General features: G+C 64.3%; 1 protein-coding gene (only partly in view). It reads left to right on the top strand.

Features of this window, described 5'->3' with window-relative positions:
* The first annotated feature begins 459 nt into the window (after nucleotides 1-459).
* Nucleotides 460-21,982: the start of a PASTA domain-containing protein gene (locus C811_RS07830; protein ID WP_022926450.1), read on the top strand. It continues 53,210 nt past the right edge of the window; only the first 21,523 of its 74,733 coding nucleotides appear in the window; it begins with the start codon at nucleotides 460-462; its stop codon lies beyond the right edge, outside the window.

Below are 21,982 nucleotides of genomic sequence, written 5' to 3'. Positions count from 1 at the left end.
TCATATAGATAAATTGAGCTAAAAAATATTTTGAGCTGGGCATTCCCTTATCTCTAATATACCAATACATGAATATATTATTAATATATAGAAGCATATAATGATTATACTACTATTGATTTTCAGTCAATTTTCAACTTCGCGTGAATTTTTCGAGATTTCGCTAAAAAAGAAATTGGAAAAAGTCAACCAAAATTCGCTGAAATTGACCGAGTGTCACAATTAAAACCCCAGCGTAATGGTCACTATTGTCATCTTCCCGACTTTACATCGTTGCCGATTTGTAGATAATTATTCATGAACAAAAACCCTCTTTGGCATTCCTATGCCCAAAAAGAGGAACGCGTAGTTTTGAGGAATGCAAGAAGCGTCGTTTCATCAGGAGAAACGGCAATGTGGATAGCCGATCGGGCGGGTGCATAAGCTGCTCGGTCAGGCAGGAGAGAGAACGAGCGAAGCATGAGCAACGAGCGAATCGAAACTCAGGAGCCGAACGATATGAACGAGAGCAAGGGCCTCGCAGGTGCCCCGGCCGCATGGCTGAACTGGGCACGCCGCACGATGGGCCGCACGCCGGAGCGTGCCGAGATCCAGGCTGAGAGCCAGGCCGAGGAGGCTGTCAAGGCGGAGGTAGTGGTTTCCGCCGAGACCGCCGGGGAGGTCACTGGCGAGGTTGTGGCGACCGACTCCGCCGAGATTGCCGAGGAGGCCGTCGAGGTGCAGGCCGTGACGGCCGACGCGGCCGACGCCGCCGAGGCTGTCGACGCCGCCGACACCCAGGTCGAGGACCCCGCCGACGCCGCCGATGCTGCCGAGGTCGACGCCCCCGCCGGCTCCACCGGCGCCGCAGCCGACGCCGCCGCTGGCGACGAGGCCGCGAAGCAGGTCGCCGACCAAGCGACCAATGCCGCCCCTGGCGTCGACGCGGCGCCCAAGGCCCCGGCCGGGTTCGACAACTACGACTTCAACGTGGCCGGTGCCTATGCGCCCAACGGCGTCATCAGCCGCAACGCGCCCCGTCAGCTGAACCCGTTCGGCAAGGCCATCGCCTGTGTGCTCTCCGTGCTGGTGGCCCTTACCACCTGGAACGCCTCGTCCATCGAGGTGGCCCGCGAGATGATCATCGGCGACGATGCCACCCCCATGGCCGCCGGTGACGGCGACACCCTGCTCGACGACGTGGACGACGACAGCCTCGAGCAGGCGGCCAACAAGAACGGCGATGACGCCGACTCGTCTGACGAGGGCGACGGGGCAGATGCCGAGAACGGCGAAGACGCCGAGAGCGGCGAGGATGCCGAGAACGCCGGCGACGACGCGGCCGCTGACAGCGCTGTCAGCGAGGAAGATATGCAGGCATATCTTCCTAAAGACCTGCTCGATGCCGATAAGGTTCTGCCGCAGCTGTCCGACGATGCCCAGGACAAGAAGGCTGACGGCGTGCTGAACCGCGCAAGCACGAGCGAGGACGACCTGAAGGCCGCCTTCGCCGATCGCTTCCAGTTCTCGCTCGGCACTGCCGGTGCCCTGCGCGCCACCGACGGCGTCCTGCACGTGGGCGGCTCCTCGGTGACCCTTGCCCCCAGCTTCGGCAACCTGGCCGTATCGCTGGCCGGCGGCTACCTCGGCGGTTCCGAGGCGGGCGATGTGGTAGCTCTCACCTTCAACGCCCCGTACCTGTACCAGAACGCCAAGGGCGATTACGTGCGCACTAACTCCACCGAGGAGTGGAAGGCGGCCGGCGGCGCCGACGCCAACATGCGCGCCGTGGTGGCATGCGACGAGTTGCCCCAGGGCTGGACGGTGTACACCGAGCACATGGGCCAGTATCAGGAGCGCACCGCCAAGGAACTCAAGCGCGGTCTGTCCGGTACCATCGTGCTGCGCTACGAGGGTGCCCAGGACAAGAACGGCATCACCGAGCGCGCCACGCGCGGCCGCTTGGATGCCGCCACGCCCCTGCCCGCGCTGACCGTGCGCCTGTCCGAGGGCGTGCCTGCGACGGAGAAGCTGGCGGTGCAGGCCGGCTACATCGTGAACTCCTACTCGGCGCTCGACGCCGAGGCGGGGAAGGGCGATGCCGCCGATACCGACGACAACAGCGCCGACGGCACCGCCGCCGATACTAATACTAATGAGAACGACAATGCCGCCGGGGAGGCTTTCGAGCCGAAGGACGCGGTGCGCTTCGCCGCCGCCGCCGTGACCGATGCCGTCACCCTGGAGCTTGCGAACGTGGAGGCTCAGTCGCTGCTGGATGCCGCCATCACTCCGCAGAGCACCCCGGCACTCGAGGGCGAGCGCGGTTTTGCCGCCTACCTTATTAAGGTGTCGGCGGCCAAGGGTGCCCTTATCGACGAGACACACACCCTGCGCGTGAGCGATACGCCCGACACGGCTGCCGGCGCGGGCATGCTGGATGCCGAGGGCATCGTGGCCTTCGACGCCACGGGGCTTACCGACGAGCAACTGGCCTCCATCAACCCCGCCGACGGCGCCACCCTGGCCGCCGCGGGCGTGACCGCCGCGGAGGTGAAGAAGACCGCCGAGGGCGTGGCCGAGGTGACCTTCAAAGACCTGGCAAGCAGCTCCGAGGAGAACGCCGAGACCACCGCCGAGCTGATTAAGAAGAAGGCGAAGCTGCCGGCCGAGGCCACCCTGTCCTTCGATGCGGTGGAGAAGAAGGCCGACGGCGAGCGCGTGCTGTACGTAGCCGTGCCCTACGCCGCCTCTGCCCTTACCGTCACCGAGGACGGTGCGGCCTACAATCCGGAGGCCATCGATTTCGCGCTTACCTCTACTATATATAGTAAGGCGGTTCAGGAAGAGAAGGTGGAAGGTGCCGAGGCCGTGAATGACACGCTGGCCGAGGAGATGCTTGCCGTGGACACCGACGTGGCCACCCAGGAGGTCACCTTCCCGAAGCCGGCCGAGCCCGTCGAGCCCGAGCCGACCGAGCCCGAGCCTGCGGAGCCGTCCGAGCCGACCGACGAACCGGCCGATGAGCCGACCGACGAGCCCGCGGATGAGCCCGCGGACGAGCCGGCCGACGAGCCCGCCGCCGAAGAGGAGCCGGCCGAGGACAGCGCTCTTGCCGAGTACGAGAACGATATGGTCGCCGACGCCGACCGTGTCATCGAGGGCTCGGGCATCGAGTCCTTCGACGAGTTGGCCGACGCCGTCGATCGCAACAGCCGCGACGAGCTCACCTTCGCCGACAACGGCTTTGCCGATTACGATGTGGTGGAAATTGCCGCAGCGCTCATGACGCGCTCGGCTGCCAACACGGGCATCTCGCTGTTCGCCCTGCCGCCGCGTGCCGGCATTCTGAACGAGTCGAACTTCAACCCCACGCTCGTGGCCCAGGACATGGGTACGCCCCTGGGCAAGGACGAGAAGACCGGCGCCGACACCTACCTCATCAACGACAAGAACAACCCGAAGCTGAGCCTGTCCTGCTTGTTCAAGGGCCAGACCGGCTACATGGGCGCCCTGAACCTGTACGGCGACGACTATTACGGCTCTATGGTAGAGGACGGCGACGGCAACGAGGTGTACCAGCGGCGCCAGCATTCCAGCAGCAATCCTTTCAATGATCTGCCCGCTGATGTTACCACGCTTCAAGCGGCCATCGACTATGCTGAGAAGACGGACAACCGCCAGCCAACGAAAAAGCCCGATGGGACACCGGTCAATCCCGATGTTGACTCTGCCAATATTGATGTGAAGAATAAGGCGCGTCTGGCGGAGTACAACGAGCAGAAGGCCCAGGAGGGCTATCTGGCCATGCGCACCGAGTTCGAGCTGCGCGTACCCTATCTGTACAAGAACGCCGCGGGCGGCTTGGTGGGCACCTACAGCTACAAGGTGTGGCACGAAGAGCACAACGGCGGCTACAATGCCGACGGCAACCCCTCCGATCCCACGGGCGCCCCGCTCATCTCCGTTAACTTCGGCGATAACTGGGTCGGTCTGCGCAACAACTGGTCGGTGTACCTGCGCGTGCCCGGCACGACCGACGACCGCATCCTGCTGGACGACTACCTGAACGGCGGCCGCGAGGGAAGCACCATCACCAAAGAGGAAATTCTGGCCGAACTGACCGCGTCCTACCCGCAGCTTCAGGGGCTGAACTTCAATCAGGGCCTCACCGGCGAGCTCATCTTCGTGTGGCATGGCAACGCCGATGGCTCTACGGATACGGGCTACAACGAGAAGCTGATGGTGAGCAACCACCTGTCCCGCTCGCCCAACGTGAACGTGAAGATGCTCGGCGACATTCCCGAGAACGCCGGCGGCACCATTGAGTACGGCGGCCGCGCCCGCGTGTTCACCGACGTGCTCACCTCGGGAAACCGCGTCTACTATCCCAAAGAGGGTATCGGCCAGACCTATCAGGCCACCATGGGCGTGGGCTATTCCGGCTCCGTGCGCAAGGTGACCTTGCTGAAGACGAACCTGACGTGGGACACCACCTACGAGCCCATTTCCGACAACGTGCTGTACGACCGCTACAACTATATGGTGTACAAGGTGACCACCACCAACACCTCCACGGGTTCGGCCGAGATCGACGCGCTGGAGTACTTCATGCGCGTGCACAACACCGAGACCAACAACAACACCGGTCTCACCAAGCAGGACCACATGCAGTGGATCTGGGATGCCGATGCCAAAAAACCCGTGCTGAACCCCGATTACCCCAACCCGCTGCTCAAGGGTCTGTCGCTTTCGAGCGACTTGCCGCTCGTCAATCCGCGCGAGACGACGAACCGGGAGTACGTGGGCGTGCCCAACAAGGGCGGTGTGCTCATTTACAACACCTCCGACTGGCTGCCCCAAGACTACGAGGACCTGGATAAGACCTTGTTCAGCAACCTGGACAAAATCATGAAGCGCGCCGCCGACCGTCCGCGCATCCTGAGGGAGGAGGTCGACGGCACCAAGACCAAGAAGTGGATCGAGTACGACGACAGCGGCGATGACTTGGTGGACATCGAGGGCGAGCTGAACGAGGACGGCAGCGTGAACGTGACCACGCCGTCTCTCCCGTACCGCCAGAACGACCAGGCCGGCTACGTGAACTTCACCGTCATCGACGCCGACGGCGGCCTGCTGTACCCCCAGAAGGGCGTGCCGAACACCGACTCCCACGGCCAGTACTCCTTTATCGTGGCCGTTCCCTACACGACCAACCTGCCCGAGACCGACGGCGCCAAGGGCCGCGGCTACTACGTGGACATGAGCCCGAAGACCACTATCTACTTCGGCAAGCTGGGCGTTGGCGCCGCGGCCAAGGAGAACGACTACTCTTGGTCCGACTCCCCGGCGAAGTTCTCCTATCCCTTCGGCATTCCCGAGGCCACGATGACCGGCGAGAAGCTGGCCATGGACAAGTACACCGGCTCCACGGCCAACCCCACCGAGCGCCCCGAGCCCCAAGGCGTGCTGTCCACGGCGTTCAGCTACCTGGGCTACCCGGTCACCTACGAGATCAGCAACTTCTCCTCCAAGGGCAACATGCCGCTGTACGGCGAGCGTGTGGCCGAGCCCGAGGCGGGCGATGATGAGGACAAGCCCTACGGTCCGGCCATCAACGACGCGCTGCCCGACTACTTCCGCCTGTACAACCTCGAGTTCGAGGTGGACAGCGCCTATAACATCGGCGAGGGAAGCTATACCGACAACATGGATCCCCTCGAGCGCTACTTCGACACGAACCCGGCCCACTTCAAGGACAAGTTCGCCGATGACGCAACGGCTCCGAAGTCGAGCGCGGTTGTGCAGTTCCAGGTGTCCACCCCGGGCAAGAAGGGCGAGGGCGACGCCGAGGCCGAGTCCGACGACTACTGGTGGGTGAATATGGGCACGCCGGCCTATGTGGAGAGCAAGCCCTACACCACCACGGTGGACGGCGAGTCCGTGACCCGTTACAAGCACATCTACCGCCTCGGCGGCACCGATAAGGCTACGAGCCTCGCCAGCCAGCTGGCCGCCCGCAAGATCAGCCCGCTGCCCGGCCTGACCGACCAGAATGTCGTGGACGAGACCGACGTGAAGAACTTCACCGGCGACATCCGCATTGTGCTGAAGGCTCCGGTGCAGGCGAACGTCACGCTGCCGGTGACCGTGCGCGTGACCGGCACCATGACGCTGCCCCTGGCCGACTACCGCAACTCGGTGGACGTGACCTACGGCAAGCGCGTGTGGAACACCCCCTCTATGAAGTACGCCGCCACGGTGGAGACCTCCGAACGCTCCCAGGCAGCCTTCACCTCGGCCCTGTCTCCGACGCCCCAGGTGACCGCCACGGCCGTGGCCATGGCCGCCAAGCTCTACGACGAGGGCGCCGCCATTGCCCCCACCGATGCTGCCAAGCAGCCCATTCTGGCGCGCACCGGCTCGGGCTGGCGCTTCCAGGTGAACAACAACTCCGTCTCGAAGATGGAGCCGGCTAGCTTCACCGTGGGCACTACCTACGGATCCGACGTGGCCGCCGGCTTCACCACCGAGCGCGTGGGCATCAACCAGGCGCTGTTGGACAACGGCGTGCTGAACAAGATCGATGTGACCTATCGTGTGAAGGAAGGCGCGCTGTTCACCACCAAGCATGCCATCTACACGCTGAATCCCGATGCCAGCAAGGGCGAGAAGGACCTGGCCCAGCTGCTGGCGTCCCGCGCCGCCTACACCCACGGCGGCCAGGAGATTTGGAAGAAGAACGCCGACGGCAAGTTCGTCGACATCAAGGGCAATGTGATTCCCAACCAGGAAGCGGCCGACATCGAGACCTGGACGAAGAACGGCGTGGTGCTCATTCCCGAGGATTGGACCGATCCGCTTGCGGGGGAGGGCTACTTCTCCTCCATGACCCTGTCCTTCGATGAGATCAAGGGCAAGAAGGACATCGGCAGCCGCAAGATGTACGTGGAGATCCAGGGCTCGGCCGAGGACTTGGCCAAGATGGAGATGTCCGGCACCCTGACCACTAACTACGAGCAGCTGGCTGCGGCCATGTCCGGCCGCAACGTGATGGCCAAGGCCACGGCCTCCTTCACGTCACGCAAGGCGCCCTATGTGCTGGGCGTGACCACCACCGGTATGCGCGAGAGCAAGGTGCCCGGCGACCCGAACGCCTTCGTGGGCAACCTGGAGTACGAGCGCGACAACGACGGCAACATCTACTATACCGATGCCTCGGGCAACAAGGGCATTATCAAGGACGGGCAGTTCACCTACGGCAAGGTGGACAAGGTGACCAAGAACGAGCCCTTCAACGCCGCCACCATGCTGCCCTGCTATATTGACAAGGACGGCGTGCAGGGCGTGCTGCGGGGCAACCAGTTCGTCTACCGCGACGCCAACGACGAGGAGCAGACCCGCACGGTGCCCGTGTGGGAGAAGGCGGACACGGTAACGGGCCAGACCGTCTACACCGACGGCACCCACGACGGCACCCTGGCCAACGGCAAGTTCACCTACACCGAGAAGGTGGATGAGACGGTGACCGAGGACGCCGAGTTCACCGCGGTGACGGCCATGGAGGTGGATGGCAAGCGCATCTCCGTGAAGATGGTAAGCGATGGCGCGGGCGGCACGAAGCCCGACGAGTTCACGGATGCCGACGGCACGTCGCACATGCTCTACGAGGACACCGACGGTTTGGTGGGCTATCTGGACGGCAACGACTTCGTGGTGGTGCGCGACGGAGCCGAGGCCGAGCGCAAGACCGTGGTCGCCGTGCATGTGTCCGAGGGAGGCCATGACCAGTACATGGATAAGTCCGGCAACCAGGGCTACCTCGAAGATGGCAAGTTCATTTACGCGGTGACCGAAGGGGAGGGCGACAACCAGACCACCACGACCCACGAGAAGAACGCCACCTTCGATGCGACGGGCAACACCGTGACGGTGGACGGGACGACCTACGACGAGTACGCCCGTCCCGACGGCCAGACCGGCTACATCAAGGACGGCTGGTTCACCTACATCCGCAAGGTGGACAAACAGACCACGGTGGATGTGTCCGAGTCCCTCACCCTGCGCCGCGACAGCGCCAACCGCGTGCGCTATCAGGCCACGATCGACGGCAAGGCGGTCGAGGGCGTGAAGGACGGCGACAACTTCTCCTACGTGGTGGATGTGGACAACGTGCAGACCAAGCCCGCCACCGGCAACGAGAAGCCCGTGGTGGAGAAGGACGACGCGAACCACGATAAGAAGTTCGAGGGCTATATCGGCGACCCGGGCTCGGGTTGGCGTATCACCGTGTCCAACGCCTCGGCCTACGACATCGGCAACGCGGTCATCAAGGCCGGCGTGGTGCTGAAGGACTCTCTGGGCACGGGCAAGCCGGTGGACTCCACCGAGACCGTGGACAAGAAGATCCCCTACATGACTGACGGCCACACCGACTTCGAGGCCTCCCACATTGCCCTTTCCCCGGCGCTGTGGCAGACCAAGAAGATGACCGTGTACGAGACCAACACCTGCCCCACGGCCCACGTGCACACGGCCGACTGCCCCGATGCCGTGGCCGTGGAGAAGGATGTGCGCCGCGGCGGCATCCCCGACGACCTGACGCTCGAGGTGTTCAATACCGGCAACGCCTCCGATGCCCAGACGCCGGTGAAGCTGGTCATTCCCGGCGAGGCCTTCCGCGCCATGCTGGACCTGTTCACCGCCGAGGACTGCGACGAGTGGCGCGAGAAGAACCCCGCCGACGCCAACCTGGACGACGCGGCCGTGACGGCGAAGCTGAAGGCCTTCTACAACGAGGCCTATTGGAAGAGCTACGGCCTGTCCAAGGCCGCCGACGGCACCATCGTGGTGACGCTCGCCAACTGCTCGGTGTGGAAGGCCGGCGGCGGAAAGTACTACCTGCGCGGCCTGGAGCAGCAGTTCGTGCACTTCGGCGCGGGTCTGACCCTGGACGATGGCGCCTATCTGGATATCTACGGCACCGTGGTGAACAAGGCCGAGATGGAGATCGGCGGCATCTTCTCCACCAACTACGCCAATCCCAGCTGGGACACGGCCGTGGACTCCAAGGGCGTGCTCAACGGCGCCCCGTACCCCGCCGACGGCACTCCCATCGTGAAGGCCTTCTCCGATATGCGCGGCGAGAACGAGAAGGACGGCAACAAGAACTATCTGACGAGCGACGGCTATTCCAGCCCGAGCCTGGGCTATCGCGCCGGCCTGCGCACGAAGTCCACCACCGGCACCGACGAGGTGTGGGCCACCAAGCCCGATGGAAGCCGCGTGGATGTGCCCCGGCGCAAGGCCTACTACGACTACGAGGATTCGGGCTACCGCATCAACCTGGCCAACGACACCAAGTACGCCATTGCGCTCGGCGGCCGCTTCACCGTGGAGCCCCTGCCGGCCGATAAGCTGAAGGACGTGCGCGACCCAGCGGCCGTAGAGAAGCTCGTCGACTTCGAGACCCACAGCGTGAAGCTGTCCAAGGAGCTGTTCCGCGCCGGCGACGTCATCGCCGATGAGAAGCAGGCGAACTTCGCCGGTCAGCTGATCGACGCGAAGATCACCTACTATGAGATCACCGACGCGGGCAAGGCCACCCTGAAGACGCTGCCGCTGCACGATTTGGTGGAGTGGGCCAACGAGGCCACCATTACCATCACCAACGACAAGGGCTACACCGTGGGCACGTTCGCGCCCGGCAACATTGCCAAGCCCGGCTGGGGCAACGCCGATGTGCTGGACGACGAGGGCAACGCCACCGGCGAGAAGGTGCTTACCAAGGATGCCCAGGGCAACATCATCATCAACTGGCAGGCCTGGAACAAGGGTTATCTGGTCGGTCTTGAGCTGGACTACGGCCAGTTCAACAGCTGGGTGAACGAGAAGACCAACGCCTATGTGGAGCTGCGCGGTCGCACGAGCAACCTGGGCACCTTCCAGATGAACACCACCTTCAAGACCAAGCAGGCCATTGAGGAATGGACCCGCTCCTGGACGAGCGCCGTGGCGCTCACGAGCGTGCTCGCCCCCATCCGCCCCACCATGAACATGGGCGCCTACGGTGCCGACCAGGACGTGAACGCGGCCGGCGAGACCGATCCGAGCATGATCGTGCCCGGCAACGTGAACACCTACGGCGGCATCAATACCATCCACATGAACAAGACGACGCTGTACAACTCGGGCACCTACCGCGAGCAGACCAACTTCGGCAACTACTACAACCAGTACCCCATCACCTCGTCGGAGGTGCGCGACAAGAAGCCCATCGCCTACCGCAACGAGGAGAACTCCGGCTACCGCGCCGTGGTGACCAACGACTCCGACCACGCCATGAAGCACGGCGCGAAGCTGACCATCGGCAACCTGACGCCCCGTTGGGACCAGGCCGAGTGGGGCAGCGATGGCGCAGGCCACAAGAAGGGCGACAAGCCCGGCGAGGCCTTGGATCAGACGCTCGGCTACCATACCGCCTACATGACCCTGTCGGCAGGTCTGCTCGAGAACGCCGAGGTGGAGTCGGTGACCATCCGTTCGGTGCCGGCCTACACTCGCTACACCTCCGGCGGCTCGTTTGCCGTGGGCGCGTCTGCCACCCAGATCACCGGCAAGCCCAATGTGCTGGGCCATGCGGCCAAGGCCATCGAGACTGTCTACACGTGGGATCAGATCAAGGCCAACTGGATGGGCACCAGGCCCGACGGCAGCTGGGACGGCGAGCGCATCAACATTCCCGCGAGCGCCTGGCTCGGCGGCGACGCCTACTACTTCGAGGTGAAGTTCAAGTCGGTCGACGCCCACCTGGAGCTGACCGAGAACGCCTATGTGGACCTGTTCGGCTACGGCATCGACTCGCCGAACGTGAACAACGCCACCGACCCCTACTACGCCGAGTCCGACGACGCCTACGCCTACGGCGACTCCTACAACGTGGTGCATGTGGGCCAGACCCACGGCTGGGGCTGCTGGGGCGGCGGCAACCCGGGCAACGGAGCTTCGCGCATCGATCGCCAGTATCTCGGCCGCTACGCCTACGTGGGCAACTACTACGTGGTCGTCGACGCCGATTCTGAGCTGAAGGCCCTGTACCCCGATGCCAGCTGGTCGAACATCTCCGGCTCCACCAACGGCGCCACTGCCTCCAACGCCGGCGTGAACTCCGACGGCGTGCGCACCTTTGCCCAGGACAAGGCGAACCTGTACGCCATCGGCGGCCAGCCCAACATCGGCCTGGAGGCCCACACCTACTTCAAGGCCGTGGAGCCCGCGACGGGGGAGGCCTACGAGGACGCAGCCAAGCGCTCGGTGGCCGAGATGGCCGCCACCACCAACGTGACCGGCATGGCCTCCCAGACCAAGGCCTGGTGGGGCGAGGACGGCGCGGCCTACCGCTTCAACGTGTCCAACGGCGCCCGCACCATGTTCGAGAGCGAGCTGCAAATCGGCACCAAGGGCACGAAGTACTGGGTGAACGCCGACAACGCCGACGTGACCTACGGGCGCATCACGCCCCAGGGCACCGAGGTGTCGTGGGAGCTGGTGCCCGGCACCGATGATGTGGAGGACTACGAGAATGCCGTGCGCGGCTTCCAGACCAAGAACATCATGATCTCGAAGGCGCTGCGCGAGAACTCCGACATCAAGGAAGTGGAGGTTACCTTCTACGAGAAGGCGACGAGCGACCTGCCCCTTGCCACCGCCCCGACCAAGACCGTGGTGACGCTGCCCTACGCCTACCTGACCGGCGAGCGCGACAGCGCCGGCAAGAAGCCGGGCGACCCGGACTACGATCAGAGCAAGGCCACGAAGGCCTACGATTCTGACGGCTCGCTCATCATCCCCTGGGACGAGTGGCGCGAGGGCTACGTGCTGAACGTGGTCGTGCGCTTCAACCGGGTGGATCCGTCTACGGGTTTGGCTGCCGACGGCACCACCAAGACCCACGACGCCTTCGTCGATGTGTGGGGCGAGGCCAACAACGTGCGCGACATGCCGCTGTCCGCCTGGTTCGGCTGCACCTACGACCACCAGGGCTGGCACTACGACCGCGATGAGCCCACCCGCCCCTACGGCACCAACGTGGCCGGCTACGCCCTGGGCTCCTGGCCGAACGTGTGGGCCTGGAACTCCCGCAATCCCTCGGCCTACGGTTCTGGCTACACCCGCGTGGGCGACTGGGTGCAGTTCATGACCTACCCCGGTGCCTCGGTGGTCAACTGGTGCCGCGCCAACGCCTCGAACCACAGCTACATCACCCAGCACTGGAACTCCTACATGCCGCAGTTCAAGCGCTGCGTGGCCAGCTGGAACCCCTACTGGAAGGGCGCCAACGCCTACCACAACGGCGCGGCCACGGCCTGGATCATGGGGCGTCCCTACGAGGTGAACGAGGCCATCAAGCCCGAGACCTTCATGCGCTCCGACGACGTGACGAGCGAGTACGGCTACGACGACCACACCGACACCACCGCCCAGGAGCAGTCCCTCGGCGGCAAGCTGAAGCTGTCGGGCACTACTACCGGCTACTACGAGGAAGAGGGTTCCGGCTACCGCTTCACCCTGTCCAACAACAGCGACACCGACAAGAAGGCCGCCGACTTCACCGACAAGTCTGGCAATCTGACGAGTGCCGACGGCCACTTCCGCATGCGCAAGGCCTACTTCGCCACCTCGAAGATTCCGTTTGTGAACAACAAGGACGACGAGGAGGTGAAGGCCGGCAAGAAGGAGGCGGCCCTGGTGAACTTCTTCACGGAGAAGATCGCCCTGTCCAAGGAGCTCTTCGACGTGTCCACGGTGAAGGACGTCACGCTGTACTGGCGCGCCTACGACAAGGATGCCAAGCAGGAGGCGGCCGCCGACGACTCGGTCAAGCTCGCTGGCGCCGACCTTATCGCGCTGGCGAAGGCCGCCGATACCGCCGGCCTGCAGCGCCAGGCCTCCAACGCCGACGGTACGCCGGCTTTCGAGGCCGACGGCGTAACCCCGGTGATGAAGCCCATCTTCGCCAATGTGCCCGGCGTGGCAGCTGCCGAGGTGGTGACCGGCGACGCGACGATGACCGCCAAGGTGACCGACGACGCCGGCAATGTGCTGGCCTACCGTCAGCCCGACGGCGACGTGGTGCTGTGCGCCGCGCTGTGGAACAACGAGTACTACCGCAACCTGGAGATGCACCTGCGCGATTTCGCGGCGCTGACTACCAACGACCACCGCGCCTTCATCGAGTACTGGGGCGAGGGCACCTACCGTTGGACCAACTGGGATCTGCGCGCCACCTTCCGCACCGACTGGATCACCAGCTGGTGGAACTCCAACAACACGGCGAACAACGTGGAGGGCAACAGCAGCCGCACCGCGACCACCATCATCAACGGCGATCCGGGCTATGCCGACCGCGGTATGACCGGTCCGTTCGAAACCACGGCCGCCCTGTACAACAAGGCCTACCAGAACTATAGGTACAGCGCGACGAGCTATTCCTATAACAGCAACGGAAGCGTGAACAGCACCTCGGGCTATTCCATCGGCGCCTACAACACCTACAGCGACTATTTGGGCAAGTACACCTACTGGAACCCCTCCAGCAGCCGCTATATGGATGCCGACCTCACCAAGCTGGCCGGCGCCGGCGGCAAGGCGCCCTACACCGCCACGGTGTCGGCGCGCCTGAACATCGCGCTGCCGCCGGTGCGCCCGGTGGTGGCCATGTACACCTACAAGGACGCCGACGTGCACAACAAGGCCTTCGGCGCTCTGGACAAGTACGAGACCTACTACTCGCCCACGACGCTCACCGGCGGCCTTTCCGCCTCGCTGGTGAAGAACGATGTCGCCGAGGGCAGCCTCGGCAACTCGTCCACCTTGGGCGCCGACCACAAGGTGTACCGCAGCTACACGTGGAACACCCAGCCGCGCGCCTACTGGCAGGACGAGGCCGTGGGCTACCGCGCGCTTCTGTCCAACAAATCGCGCTACGCCATGACCCACGGCGCCCAGGTGACCTTGGGCCCCATTACGCCGCGTTCCGAGGCTGCGGCCCCGGCGCTCCAGCAGAACCTGGGCTTCCGCACCACGCGCCTGTCCCTGTCCCGGGCGCTGTTCGATGCGGGCCTCGAGCCGGTTGTCGATAAAGCGGGCGACCCGGTCATCGAGGGCGGCAAGCAGAAGTACGCCAGCTCCATCAAGTCCATCACGCTGACGTGGTACCCCGCCGGCGGTAAGGCCGAGTCCGTGGTGGGAGGCACCGCGCAGAACCTGTCCGCGGCGGATACGCGGAAGTCGCGCACCTTCACCGGCGAGCAGGTGGCCGCCTGGTTCGAGCGCGGCGTGGACATTGTCTACGAGTACAAGAAGGACGCCGACGGCAACGTGGTGACCGACGCCGCGGGCAACCCCGTGCCGGTGCTCGACGCCGACGGCAACCCTGTGGTGGCCGAGGAGCGGCCCATCACCCCCGAGGGGGGCAGCGCCTCGGATAGCGCCGCTTACGGCCTGGAGAAAACCTCCGCTGGCGACATCCTCATGGCCTCCACCAAGTGGACGGGCGGCGACCTGTACCAGATCGTCATCGACTACGGCTACTACAAGAACGACCTGACCCGCGAGGAGGCCAAGGGCGCCGACTACAAGGTCATCAACGGCAACGAGCCCTCCGTGGACTTCTTCGGCTACACCATCGACTCGCCGGACGTGACCAAGCGCAAGTCCGTGACCGACACCTGGTGCGTGGACCACGGCTGGGAGCAGGGCGACGGCGGCTCGGTTGTGCAGTGGTGGGATTGGTACTACGACCAGGTGCGCATGCCCTCGCTGTTCCACACCACCTACGGCAACGCGAACTGGAACAACCTGTACGTGGGCAACAACCAAGGTACCGAGGGCAGCACGCGCACCAACGAGTACGGCGTGAACGACTTCAGCGAGCTGACGCGCTCCACCGACTTCGGCGATCTGTACGCGCACATGCCCGCGTCCAGCCAGAAGGTGACGGCGAAGTCGTACTTCATCGACAACGCCCCGGCCACGGGCAAGCCTTTGGCCTCCATCGCCCTGAACATGCCCGCCTCCAGCAACCCGTGGGGCACCACGGCCAACATGGACGGCGCCGCCCCCAACGGCAAGCTGAACGACACCACGGCCGCCTACCTGCGCTACTACGGCGCGGGCTGGCGCTTCACCTACACCAACTACGCCAACCCCACCAAGGTGACCGGCGAGCAGCAGGCCAACAGCGTGTGGAACCCGGATGCGAACGTGTACGACCGCGACTACGAGATGTTCGACAGCTATCTGAACGTGGGCGTCATGCCCTCCGAGGACGTGCCCGCCGCCGAGACGGGCGACTACGGCAACGCCAAGCGCACCTACGATGCGAAGTACCTCACCTTGTCGAAGGGCCTTCTGGATGCCGCCAACTGGAGCAAGCTCGGTGCCCGCCGCGACAGCCGCTCGGGCAACGCGGTGAAGTCGGTGGCCGTGACCGTGGTGCCGCGCAAGGCGCCCGCCTGGAGCGAGCCGGCCGCCGAGGCAGGTGACACCCAAGTCACCGAGGTTCTGGCCGGCGGTACCACCCAAGTGACGACCACCCGTACCGACGGCACGAAATGGGTCAAGAAGACGGACGCCGCCGGTGCGGTGACCATCACCTATGTCTTCGATGTGACCCTGGCCGCCGACGAGGCCGCCGGCGCATCCTTCGGCACGCTTGTCAAGCGCGGCGCCTTCTTCGACGACGCCGGCAACCTGGTGCTGCCGAGCACCCTGTGGGATGAGGGCTACTTCAGCAACCTGCGCGTGGACGTGGCGCACTTCAACAAGGGCGTCACCGAGGATGCGGGCGCGGTCATCGACGTGCTGGGCCGCACCGATGTGGCCAGCAAGAACGTGACCCTCAGCTCCACCTTTAACAGCTGCTATGGCGCCACGGGCGCCCTGGACGGCGCGCTGCAGACCGGCACGTGGGACCATGCGGACAAGGTGACCGACGCGGCAGGGGAGTACGGGCAGTACGGCCACTGGGCGCATCTGCAGTACAACGGCAGCTCGGGCTACGTGTACCTGAAGAACGCCTCGGCCGCCACCGCGGCCACGGCTCCGCTGTACGCCAAAGCCCCCGCCATGGATTACAAGACCCTGGGCTCTTCGCGCTACGACAAGTGTCTGACCGACCAGAACCGCTCCAACGGCATGAACATCTCGGACGACGCTACGCTGGTGGCCGAGGTGGATCCCATCAAGCCGCGCATCGGCGCCTACACCTTCCTGTACGCCGATAACGCCGGCGAGGTGAACTCCGCCATGGAGTGGAGTGCCGACAACAAGCCGAACGATCCCATCGACACCCTCATGGGCTCGGCCAACGCCGGCTGGCGCTTCCCGCTGACCAACGACTCGAACTACGCCATGGACTCGGCACGGGTGACGTTGGGCACGGCCTATGTAGCCGAGGGCGCCGCTTCCGACAATAAGGGCACGGGTTGGAGCTCCACCGGATCTGCTGGAAACGTGGTAGGCGGCGTGGCCAACTACGACGGCGGCAGCGCCGTCTACGGCGAGCTCGTCGACGGGCAGTGGCGCGGCTTCGATGCCCAGACGCTGTACGTGAACGGCCCGGCGCTCGCAGCCTTCCTGGCCGGCAAGATGGCGAAGACCACGCGTCCCGACGGCATCGCCGGCTTCGAGCAGCAGAGCGACTTCATCGCGCCGACCGCCGATCTGGCGGCCCTGAACAAGCTTTCCGAGGATCAGGTGAAGGAGATGCTGGCCGGCTACACCGTGGACATTTACGCTGTGGGCCGCGCCGACACCACCTTCTCGACCACCGAGTCGGTGAACCGCATGCAGGGCGACGGCTCGTTTGCCCGCGAGGACATCACGGTGCCCACGGTGCCGAGCCTTCCCATCCATCAGATGGGCGGCGCGGCCGACACCACCGCCCCCTATAAGGACGACGACGGCAACGACACCGCCGAGCGCGTGTTCACCCGCGCCGATGGCACAGCGAAGTACCAGCCTCTGGCGTTGGCCGACTACGTGAAGCGTGACGACGCGGGCAACTGGGTCATCTCGGTGCCGAGCGCCGCTTGGCTCAACCACAGCGACAGCTGCACCCACAAGGACGGCGTGGACCACAACAAGGACGCCGGCTGCACCGACGAGCTGTACGTCACCCGCGTGGTCTTCCACCTGCCGGGCTTTGCCGCCAAGGTGACCCAGACCGATCCCACCGCCGCCGACGCCGCCGTGGTGGAGATGCACGGCGTGCCCACCCGCGCCACTGTGATGGCCCTAAACGGCGAGTTCTCCACCGAGTACAAGACCGAGGGTTGGAACCGCAACAAGTACACCCGCACCATCGACGGCGACTACGCCAAGATGAACCCGTTGACGGCCGAGCCGGAGATCCAGACCTTCTTCAACTGGACCGGCGGCAAGACCGGCGAGAACAACATCGAGGTGGACCAGACGACCCACCGCCCGCTCACCCACACCGTGGATGAGAACGGCCACTGGCAGACGAGCAACGCCATCGACGGCATCCTGAACAGCGCCATCACCAACGTGCCCTACCGCTGGGGCGAGGGCGACTTCTCATTCCTCGACTTCGGCAACGGGGCGGGCAAGGGCCAGCTGGTGGGCCAGATTCACGGCACCCCCGCCTTCACCGATACGGTGGACGCCCCCGACAAGACGGGCGCCAACCCGCGCGAGGACGCCTTCTACGAGTACATCCTCACGAACCGCTCCAAGTCCACCGCCGAGAACGGGTATCTGGACCTGTCCATCGATGACGTGGCCAACCGCAAGGTGACCGTGAACGCCAACGGCGTGGCGGTGCCCGACAACAAGAGCGTCTACGAGATGGCCCGCGGCTTCATTGCCGACGAGCTGCAGATCGACGGCTACTACCGCTACCGCGATAACGACAATGCCCGCACTAAGCTGCCGGCCACCCAGGATCCCGCCGGCACCAAGTGGACCAACCGCGCCGGCACCGTGAGCCGCCTGTGGCTCTACGGCTGCGACACGGTGGTGCCCCACGCCTCCAAGGAGGAGTACACCTCCGGCAGCGTGAAGTACCGCCGCACCATGGACCCGGTTACCGGCGACATTGTGGTGGAGAACCTGACCACCCACGCCAAGACCGTGACCGCGCCGGTGGCCACCATCGTCATGGACGACGCCACCATCGAGCTTCTCGTGAAGAACGGCACCGACACCATTCGCTTCACCGAGCTGACCGACAGCGGTAATGCCGACCGCATCTACACCAACGGCGCCTCCGAGAACGAGGCCATCGCGCACATCCCGCTGACCCAGGCCGGCTTGCAGGCCCTCGTGGGCGCCGGCGCCAACATCACCCTGCGCGACGAGGCTGCCGGCGGCTTCGACGCCATCGGCAACGTGCGCCTGCTGTACAACACGATGAATGCCGAGCTGTACGAGACCTATCCGGAAGACGGCCTGTCCGCCGCCACGAAGGCGCGCATGAACACCACGCTTACCGCCCGCATCTACGGCGATGTGCGCACCCACGGCGCGCCTACCTCGCCGACCGACGCCCTCAACACGCATTACGACAACCGCACGTCCTCCACGATGTACTACTTCCCGCTGTCGAGCTTCTACGGCAACATCGACCGCACCTCCACCAAGACCCTCGTGGTGGACAAGTACCTGGGCGCCTCAGAGGCCACGGCCTTCAAGGCGGCGGCCAGCCGCCCGAACGCGGGCACCGCGGCCAGCTCTAAGACGCCCGAGGTGGTCGACAACTCCACGCTGGCAAACGCCTCCAACCAGGCCGTGGTGACCGTGGCCAACAAGGCCGACGGCGCCGGCTACACCTTCACCCTGCGCAACGCCACCCGCGCCCGCTCGGACGCGGCCACGCTGTCCATGCGCATCGAGAGTGTGTCCATGAAGGCCAAGAACATGCTGGACCCGGGTTACTCCGAGGCCAACGACGGAGCCTCCTCCGATCTGGACACCAACAACTTCTACGGTTATCGTGGCGTGGTGCGCGGCTTCAAGACCAAGGAGCTGGCCATCGGCACGGCCTTGAAGACCATGGGCCATCTGAAGGACGTGCAGCTGACCTTCTACCAGCCCAACGGCGAGAAGTTCATCATCAAGGTGCCGGCTGACTCCCCACTGCTGCAGAACGCGGGCACGGCCACCACGCTGAACTTCCACAACATCTGGGGCGGCAAGGTGCTGAACACCATTCCCAGCGACGCCAACCAGACCGTGACCTTCACCAAGCTGGTGAACACCCAGGACAACTACGGCTACAACAAGACCCTGACGGTGCCCACCATTGCCGGTACCAACAACAGCTACACCGCGAGCAACTACACCGGCCCGCTGACCCAGAACACCACGGCCTACACCATCGACGACTGCTACCTGTACCAGGTGGACTTCAATTACGACTCGCTGGAGCCCTCGTGGCGTCCTGGTATCCAGAACTCCAATGCGGTTGAGGATGGCGCCACGGGCGGTGCTTCCTGGTCCAGCGGCGCCAAGGTGCCCGCAACGACCGGAAACAACGCCTACAGCGATCCGACCGATGCCATGGGTGAGCTGACGGTGACCGCCACGGGCAAGGCCGACTGGTACAACTCCGTGGGCAATTCTTCCGCGGTGGACACGGCGGCCCATGTCGCTTCCGATCTGCTGAACAGCACCAGCAAGAAGCTCACGCCCTGCGTGAACCTGTACTACACCTATAGCCATACGTCGAGCAACACCGCCTACTATCGCTGGAACTACCCGCATAATCAGACGCTCCATGCCCGCTTGTTCCTGAAGCAGAAGGGCGTCTACGATACGCGCGGTCCGTTGCCCTCGGAGTGGCAGGACAACACGAAGATCAACGACTCCGAGAACGACGTGGCCCAGGTCTCCTCGAAGAGCTTCCTGCACGACACCGTGCGTAAGTGCGCGGCGCTGTCGGTGGCCCGGCCCTACATGGAAGTGCACTCCTATGTGCGCTACGGCGACAAGAACAACTACACTGGCAAGACTGTGAGCGATTCCACCTCCTACGCTTCCGACAGCACCCGCACCGAGGTGACGGTGCCCTATGCCAAGACCTTCAACTACTGGGCCACGCTGAAGAACGAGAGCGCGGTTTCCAAGCTGGACGACACCGACGTGAACATCACGTTCCCCATCGAGTGGGAAACCTTCCAGACCGGCAAGTCCTCCGTGGTGGGCAACAACGGCAAGACGAGCGCGTATACGGGCTTCCACCCGGTGAACTACGAGATTTCCAAGAACTACTTGGCCTGCTTCCCCGACGAGAAGGTCGGCAAGATCCGCATCTTTGGCTACTCGCCCTACCAGATTGGCACGAAGATGAAGCAGGACGCCACCACCAAGCTGGTGCTGTGGCCCTACTACACCGAAAAGGACGGCAAGAAGAAGCTGGCCGGCTTCGAGCTGGAGTACGCCACGGGCACGAATACGGCGAACCGGTCGCTGCAGGCCCGCGGCAACACCACCTTCGACCAGAAGGCCGTGACGGCTGCCACTCTGAAAGCCCACGGCTTCGATAGGGCCGGCGTGGACGCGGGTCGCGTGCGAATCCCGCTGGCCGACGACGGCTCCTTCTATATGACCGAGCAGCAGGTCTACGACATGGGCATCGAGGTGCCCACCATGTTCCAGCTGTACTCGTGGAAGGACATGGCCGAGGATATGGCGAACCCGGACGGCAAGGGCGCCTCCATCGACAAGCAGACCGTGTTCATCCAGGGCTACACCGACAGCTACTTCGAGACCCAGCGCACTATCAACATTGCAACCTATAATCATCTAGACTCCTTCCGCGATAAGCCTCTGGACCTGCCGGACTTCGGCACCGCGAGCGGCGCCCTCACCGCCGACGGAAACAAGGCCCACCACGGCTTCAACGGCGACAAGGTGCTCAACGAAACGAAGGACGACTACACCCTCACCCGCATCGACCGCTCGCTCATCTTCGTGTCCAAGATGTTCTTCGACGCCGTGTCCCGCTCGGCCTACGCCGATGTGGACTCCGGCGAGGCTGTGGAGGACAAGAACGACGAGAACGAGACGAAGGACCCGACCGAGGAGGCCGTGGGCAAGCGCTTCGAGCTTGAGGCCGACCTCTCGGCTGGCGGCGTGACCTTCTACAAGCGGGTCATCGGCGAGGACAACGCCGAGACCTTCGAGCCGGTAAGCGCCGCCGATGCCCTGGCCGTCCAGAACGGCGGCAACGGCGTGGCCGGCACCCAGCTCTACGTGCAGCAGGGCACCGACGGCGCCGGCAACCCGGCTTACGTGCCCGTGACCGTGGAGGAAAACGGCGATCCCGACAACGCGGGGGCGAAGCTTCTGACCTACTGGTTCGGCGGCGACATCTTCTCGACGGCGCCGGACAACGAGAAGGGCACCGCCAAGTGGATCCTGCGCAACGGCGGCTACACCATTCAGAAGTACTACGAGCATTCCAACGACTCCTACGAGCCCTTGGACGGCTCCGAGGACCTGGATACCATCGACCTGTACGAGCTGAAGCTTGACGAGAACGGCTCTCCGGTGACCAACGCCAACGGCGAGCCGGTGTACGTGGCCGTAACCGGCGACCCGGAGGACGGCAAGCAGTACTTCAAGCTGGTAGAGGGCATGCCGGCCGGTTACGTGACCCGCTGCGAGGTGGATCCGGATACGGTGGATTCTGGCAAGCCGGTGGTGAAGGTGTACATCTCCCTCGGCAAGGAAGAGGTGGTGGATCCCTTCGCGCTGGTGGTGGGCAAGACCCTGGCCGAGGCCCGCACCGCCCTGGCCGCCTACGTCTACGATATCCCCGCCAGCTACACCGACGAGGCGGGCAACAAGGTGGAGACCATCACCGAGGTGTACAGCGATGTGGCCGAGGGCCTTGTCGTCTCCGCCGAGAGCGTGGCCGCTCCCACCTACGACGGGGACGGCAACGTGACCAAGCGCGGCGTGGCGAAGGTGGTTA

Source organism: Adlercreutzia caecimuris B7, from assembly GCF_000403355.2.
GTDB lineage: Bacteria > Actinomycetota > Coriobacteriia > Coriobacteriales > Eggerthellaceae > Adlercreutzia > Adlercreutzia caecimuris.
Note: the sequence above shows the minus strand (reverse complement) of the source record. Positions and strands in the feature narration are given on the sequence as shown.